The following is a 7,009-nucleotide window of genomic DNA, read 5'->3' as shown; positions in this document are numbered from 1 at the left end:
CAAATGAATAAGTTAAAGATATTGCACTTTGATGAAGGGTTCTGGCTTTACTATTATAGATTAGAACATAGTCACTTTAAATGGCCTCAGAATCCAGAAGAAGCACTTAAGGTAAATAAAGATGAACTAAAATGGTTATTAAAAGGTTATGAAATTAGAAATACGTCAAAATTCAAGCCTGTTACTAAAAAAAATTACTATTAATAATATATTGCAAAATGTCCGAAACCCTTTGAAAACAAAGGGTTTTCATGGTATACTAAAGATAGTAAAATGAAGGCTTTGAGGTAAGAAATGAAGGAAGAAATTTTAGAAAATCAATTAGATGAAAAAACAAAATCTTTAATAGCTGAAATGGAAAAAAAGCTTGATAAAAAAGATGAAGAATTAAAATCTAAAAATGATGAAATTAATAATTTAAAAAATGAGTTAGCATATTTGAAAGCACAACTGGCTAATAGAAACAAACAAATCTTCTCTTCTTCAAGTGAAAAAGTAGATTCTAATCAACTATCTCTTTTTAATGAAGCAGAAAAAGAGAGTAATTCAAATATAAAAGAACCTGTTATTGAAGAAGTGTGCTATACAAGAAAGAAACCTTCTAATAATACAGGAAAGAAAGATAATTTAGAAGGATTAGAAAAGGTTATTATAGAACACAAACTTTCTGAAGAAGAAGCTATATGTAAAGAATGTGGTTCTCCATTAGAAATAATAGGAGTTAATTCTACTAAACAAGTATTAAAATTTGTTCCAGCGAGATTATATGTTGAAGAACATATAACATACAGCTACGCTTGCCGAAAATGCGAAGCGGATAATATAAATTCTAATATTACTACTACAAAAGCTCCTAAAAATCTAATTAATAAAGGAATGGCTTCTAACAATCTGTTAAGTCATGTTATTTCATTAAAATTTCTTTATTCAGTTCCATTATATAGGCAAGAAAATTACTTTAATATGTTAGGAGCTACTTTATCTAGACAAACCTTGTCTAATTGGGTTATTGGAGTAGCTGCAGAACTTACGGATATATATAATCTAATGAAGGATGAATTACTTAAGTCTAATTATGTTCAAGCCGATGAAACAACGGTAAAAGTTATTGAACATAATGGTAATGAATCTAAAGCAAAAAAATATATGTGGCTATATAAAACAGGTTCAAGCCGAAATCCGATAATCCTTTATGATTATCAAAAAACAAGATCTAGTTCTTGTCCTAGGGAATTTCTGAAAGGCTTTAGTGGATTCCTGCAAACCGATGGGTATCAAGGATATAATAAAGTTGAAAATGTTAAACGAGTATATTGTTTAGCACATATACGGAGAAAATTCCATGAAATTGTAGATAATTTAAGTGATGAAGCCCTAAAAAACTCAAGAGCAATTATAGGGTTTAATTATTGCGAGCAAATTTATCAATTAGAAAAAGACTTAAGAGAACAATATAGTAAAGATGATGCTTATTATCAAAAACGTTATGAAATAAGACTTGAGAAATTAGCACCGATTTTAGAAGATTTTGAAAAATATATAAATATAGAAATTAAAGATGCACTTCCAAGAAGTCCTCTCGGAAAAGCATTAGAATATGCTCAAAAAACAATTCCTACAATGAAGAATATCTTAGAAGATGGTTCTTTAGAAATTGATAATAATGCAGCTGAACGTTCAATAAAGCCATTTGTAATTGGCCGAAAGAATTGGTTATTTGCTAATACTGCTAAAGGAGCAAGGGCAAGTGCAACGATATATAGTATAATAGAGACAGCTAAAGCTAATAATCTAAAAATAGAAAGGTACTTAATTTATTTATTTGATCATTTATCAAATATCGAAATTATAGAAAAAGATTTATTATTAGAATTGATGCCTTGGTCCGATACAATTCCAGAGGAATTGAAACTTAAATCTTCAAAATAAATATTAAATTGTAACTCAGACAGTAAGTATTTTTACTATCTGAGTTTATTTTATCATCATATATTTATAGTTAAAATACGTGAAATTTTTGACGCTTACATATTAAATGTATTTAATTAGCTTCCTACAAAGAATAATAGCAGGAGTATCTTTAATACCGATAGGAGCAATAGCTAAGTGGTTAAAAGGTATATTTAAAGGTGGAATTAATAGTTTTTTAAGAAGAGCAGGAAAGAGTGCAATAACTGACATAGGAGAAGAAGTTACAGAAGCAGTAATAAAGGATGAAGTAAGAGGACTAGAGAATAATATAGTATCAGAGGTAGCAGAAGATGTAGTAAGAGAAACTGTAGAAGAGATAGGAGAGGTAGAAGGTAGAGAGATTGTTGAGAGTGTAAGTGGTTCAGCATTTGCAAGAATCAATTTACAATCTGCATTAGCAAATGAAGGTATGACATTAGAGGAATTTAATATACTTAGACTTACAAATGTGAAGGAATTATCGACAGAACAAATTGAGAAAATGAAAAATATTAGAAATGCAGTACCAACAATTGAAGATAGTACAATGATTCAAAAGACAATTCCGGTAGATGACATAGAAAAATATATTGGTGAGGATGGATACAATTCTATAAGAGGATATATAGCGAGATATGATGATGTTTCACATATTTCTGGATATGATAACGTTGTGGAAGCTTCAAGGTTAGATTATACAACGAATAATGGTATCAGACCATACCCGGAAGATGGAAATGCATATGGGTATATCAAGTTCAAAACGGATGATATAGAACGTATAGGAATTCCATATGGAAAGGAATTTGGAGGAACAAATACAGATAGTTACCCTTGTACATTAAATGGATTTACCGGTGCGAGAAATGGAGAGATAGTTCCAGAGTTTGTTGTAGATGGTAGTGTAAAGCCGGTTGTTGGAGCAGAATTACACATAGTGGTTGATGGCAAGGATAAGATTGTTGCCATCTTTAATGGAGAGTATTTTGAAAGGAGTAAATAATATGAAAAAGAGTGGGAAATATGCTTTATATGGTGGAAATGAATATACACTGAATAAAGATATGGATGGCAATAACTTGATAATCACAAAGAATAAGGATTATATTGATGATTCGTTTGTAGATGTTTATGGAAATGGAGTATATAGCAAAAAGGTAGAATTAACTCAACTAGATAAGATATATTCTATAACAGTTTATGGTATTGTTGAAGGGGAAAAAGTTTCAATAATAAGGGAAAAAGAGGAGAAGTATTTGATTGGAACTAGCGATTGTAAGATAGGGGAAAAATTGAAACTCAACAGAGTAGATAAGTATGGATATGAAGGATGGGTGTCTTCAAGCGATGTTCAAATTTTGGAGGAAAAGAATACAATAAAATAATTTTAATTAGAGATGGGATACTCAAAAGCAAAGAACAAGTTATTTTTGAGAGATGAGAAAATGAAAATTACAGGTAGCATGAATTATGTTAAGGTTGATTTGAAAAATGCTTATGTTATAAAAGTTGAAGAAGAAACGTTTGTAGGTAAAAAGTTTGTGGTATATATGGAAACTATGAAAACATGGTGCAAATTATTTTTGAATAAAACCTGTTATGTTTCTACATAATAGCATTTAGTATATTTATGTTTTAGGATATTCAATAACCTATACTCTATGCACATCTATTAATTAATCATAATGGCTGATTAGAAGCAATTAAGAATTCATGATGTTAATTAATAGACGCTAGCGAAATTTTGCCTAGTAGGGTATACAAAAGGACATTGCCAATTTAACATATTGATATAACGCACTCTTAGTTATAAAATATTGTGAAAGGGTGCGTTTTTCTGTTAAAGTATTATTATATAGTTGTAAGTGTTTTCTATAAAGATCAGTCTTAAAAAGTAGTATCCCAGACATAAAATTAGAAAAGGTTATTAATAGTAATGAGCTAGGATTAAATTATTATGGGAATTATTAGACTGTGCACCAATTGTAGAATTTGAAAAAGCTCTAATTGAAGTAATAAGTGGAGAGAATCTTATAACTCATGAGAAGCTAAGCTTCCTAGAAAGAGTAATAGCAGGAGTATCATTAATACCAATAGGAGCAATAGCTAAGTGTTTAAAAGGTGTATTTAAAGGTGGAATTAATAGTCTTTTAAGAAGAGCAGGTAAGAGTGTAATAAGTGAAATAGGGGAAGAAGTTACAGAAGCAGCAATAAAGGATGAAGTAAGAGGACTAGAGAATAATATAGCATCAGAGGTAGCAGAAGATGTAGTAAGAGAAACTGTAGAAGAGATAGGGGAGATAGAAGGTAGAGAGATTGTTGAAAGCAGAATAAAAACTAATTTTGCCAACGAAATACCTAGAAGCGGTGAAGAATGGAATGAGTATTTTATAGGTAAATATGGAGCTGATAATGTTGAGCGGGTAATAAAAGAGGTAAATGAGAGTGGTAGTAATTCTGTAAATAAGTATTGCATTTCAGGAGAAGAACATTTTGAAGCATATAAAGAAATATTTGGTGCTGAAAATGTTGAATGGACATCAAGAGATACTTTAAGTAATTTCGATAAATTAAGAGTATCTTCTTGGGAATACGCACCAAAGGATGATTTATATATTAAATATAAAAATGTTTATCAGAATGAACTTTACTTTGATCAAGTGACAGGATATATAAATTGGCCAAAAAACGATGGCTTTGCGACTACACCTATAGATGAAGTTTTACAACCTGGAACTAGAATAGACAGATATGGAAGTGATTTTGGTTCATTTACTTCACCAGAAGGGATTCCATATGAGATGAGAGCATTAGCACCAGGAACTGATTTGAAGCCATATAGTGTATTTGAAGTTGTTGAACCAATTAATGTGAAGGCAGGTAAAATAGCTCCATGGTTTGATGAGCCAGGTGGTGGCATACAATATTTATTACCTGATACAGTAGATGAATTACTAGATGCAGGCATATTAAGGAGGATTAAGTAATGACAATAATAGAATTAGAACGTGAATTATTACAACTGGGAATATCGGGTGATTTGTATTCTATAATGACGGGAGGACTACCTAATGAAAAACTATGTATTGTAAAAGAGGATAAATGGCAGGTTTATTATAGTGAACGAGGAAATAAGAGTGGTTTGAAAATATTTGAAACAGAAACTGAAGCTTGTGAATATTTTTTACGTAAAATAAAAAGATATGCAACTAAATAGTTTTAATTAGGGTTATACTTTTGGACTCCCAACAACCTACAACTCTTGCACGTCTATTAATTAACCAGCATGGTTGCCTAGAAGCAAATAAGAACTCATTATGTTAAATAATAGATGCTAGCAAAATTTTGCCTAGTAGGGTATACAAAAGGACATTGCCAATTTAACAAATTGATACAACGCACTCTTAGTAACAAAATATTGTGAAAGGGTGCGTTTTTCTGTTAAAGTTTTATTATAAACTGTAAGTGTTTTTGTAAAAATCAGTTTTATAAATTTGTGTGCTATTTGTAGTATTTGGAAAAATCCTGATAGAAGTAATAAGTGGAGAGAATCTTATAACTCATGAGAAGCTAAGCTTCCTAGAAAGAGTAATAGCAGGAGTATCATTAATACCAATAGGAGCAATAGCTAAGTGGTTAAAAGGTGTATTTAAAGGTGGAATTAATAGTTTTTTAAGAAGAGCAGGTAAGAGTGCAATAACTAATATAGGTGAAGAAGTTACAGAAGCAGTAATAAAGGATGAAGTAAGAGGACTAGAGAAGAATATAGCATCAGAGGTAGCAGAAGATGTAGTAAGAGAAACTGTAGAAGAGATAGGAGAGGTAGAAGGTAGAGAGGTTGTTGAAAGTGTAAGATTATCTTCATTTATTAAGAATATAGATAATATATTAAAAAAACAAGGATTGACTTTAGATGAATTTAATGATCTTCGATTAAGAGATATATCAACTTTGTCAAATGAAGAAAAAGCTATGTTAAAAATGATACGAGAGAGTGTTCCAATGCCTGATACGAATACAATGATGCAAAAAGTTATTCCAGCAAGTGATATAGAGAAATATTTAGATGGAACATATACTCAAGTTGGAGGATATGTTACAAGATTAGAAGATGTTTTGCACTTAAGTACATATGGTGAAATATATGATAGTTTGCGATTAGATTATCCAGGCACAATATATAAAGTCGAGTCAGATAGTTATTTAGGAGTAATTCGTTTTAAAACATTAGAAGTAGAAATGATTGAAATTCCATATGGAGTTGATTTTGGAGGGAGAGTAAAGGAAGCATCCCCATTCACAGGAAATGGTTTTACTAAAGCAATGAATGGTAATATTATTCCTGAATATAAATGTAATGGATATTTAAATATTTATGATGGAGCAGAATTATATGAGGTAACTAAAGAAGGTAAAGAAATTTTAAGGGCTGTATATGATATGAATTTAAAACGATTTATTAGTGTTAATTAAAGGAGAGTATAAATAATGAGAAATGATATATATGGTGTATACAATGATTTAGAATATAGAATAGGAAAAAAGGATGATGATTGGGTAGATTTATGTTCAAATGATAGTAATGATATGAGAAATGGATTTAAATTATATAAGGGAATGATATATATCAAAACAGTAAAAATAAGTGAATTGTCTGGTATATATTCTATAAAAACATATGCAAATTATAGAGGGTATAAATGTCAAGTGCTAAAAAAGCATGATGATAAAGTTTTATTAAATGCAATTATTGGAGATTACAAGATATGTGAGGAATTGGGGTTTAAAATGGCAGATAAAGGTGTATATAATAAATGGGTATATTTAACAGAAATAAATGATATATATGAAGAAAAAAATAAGATATTATAAATAAAAAGTTAGAGGAAATTAGGGTGAGTGGATTTTTCTTAGATGATATAGAAATAGGGGATAAATCCCAAAGAGCAGTAAATGCAATAAATGATATAATAGGATGTTTAAGACCAGCAGAAAACTATATAAATCAAATATGTGAAAAGATAAATCAAATAGGATTATCAAACATAAGATTTGACAG

Annotated in this window: 9 protein-coding genes and 1 pseudogene; all 10 read left to right on the top strand. The window is 29.9% G+C overall.

Going from position 1 to position 7,009, the window contains the following annotated elements:
- Window positions 1-204: transposase (gene tnpB, locus KQI77_RS12260; protein ID WP_253289455.1), on the top strand; the 204-nt coding region annotated here is incomplete at its 5' end.
- A 90-nt stretch (window positions 205-294) separates the two neighbouring features.
- Window positions 295-1,929: an IS66 family transposase gene (locus tag KQI77_RS12255; RefSeq protein ID WP_216390726.1), complete on the top strand. Its 1,635-nt coding sequence runs from the start codon at window positions 295-297 to the stop codon at window positions 1,927-1,929.
- 106 nt (window positions 1,930-2,035) lie between these two features.
- Window positions 2,036-2,953, top strand: coding sequence for a hypothetical protein (locus KQI77_RS12250; protein WP_216390725.1), 918 nt, complete (start codon window positions 2,036-2,038; stop codon window positions 2,951-2,953).
- A 1-nt stretch (window position 2,954) separates the two neighbouring features.
- Window positions 2,955-3,335, top strand: a complete 381-nt coding sequence (locus KQI77_RS12245) for a hypothetical protein (RefSeq protein WP_216390724.1) — start codon at window positions 2,955-2,957, stop codon at window positions 3,333-3,335.
- Between the two features lie 60 nt (window positions 3,336-3,395).
- Entirely contained in the window at window positions 3,396-3,563 is a 168-nt protein-coding gene (locus tag KQI77_RS12240) for a hypothetical protein (protein ID WP_216390723.1), read from the top strand.
- Between the two features lie 333 nt (window positions 3,564-3,896).
- A pseudogene (locus tag KQI77_RS13310) lies at window positions 3,897-4,073 on the top strand (pre-toxin TG domain-containing protein); the annotation flags it as partial.
- A 537-nt stretch (window positions 4,074-4,610) separates the two neighbouring features.
- A complete protein-coding gene (locus tag KQI77_RS13110; RefSeq protein WP_216390722.1) occupies window positions 4,611-4,937 on the top strand; it encodes a TNT domain-containing protein in 327 nt (108 codons plus the stop codon).
- A complete protein-coding gene (locus KQI77_RS12225; RefSeq protein WP_216390721.1) occupies window positions 4,937-5,167 on the top strand; it encodes a hypothetical protein in 231 nt (76 codons plus the stop codon). The genes KQI77_RS13110 and KQI77_RS12225 overlap by 1 nt, the downstream gene beginning before the upstream one ends.
- A 281-nt stretch (window positions 5,168-5,448) precedes the next feature.
- On the top strand, window positions 5,449-6,423 hold the full coding sequence (locus tag KQI77_RS12220) for a pre-toxin TG domain-containing protein (RefSeq protein WP_216390720.1): 975 nt from the start codon (window positions 5,449-5,451) through the stop codon (window positions 6,421-6,423).
- A gap of 15 nt (window positions 6,424-6,438) precedes the next feature.
- Window positions 6,439-6,822: a hypothetical protein gene (locus KQI77_RS12215; RefSeq protein ID WP_216390719.1), complete on the top strand. Its 384-nt coding sequence runs from the start codon at window positions 6,439-6,441 to the stop codon at window positions 6,820-6,822.
- Window positions 6,823-7,009 lie beyond the last annotated feature (187 nt).

It is taken from the genome of Clostridium sp. MSJ-8, assembly GCF_018918325.1.
GTDB lineage: Bacteria > Bacillota > Clostridia > Clostridiales > Clostridiaceae > Clostridium.
This window is presented reverse-complemented; position numbering and strand designations above follow the sequence as displayed.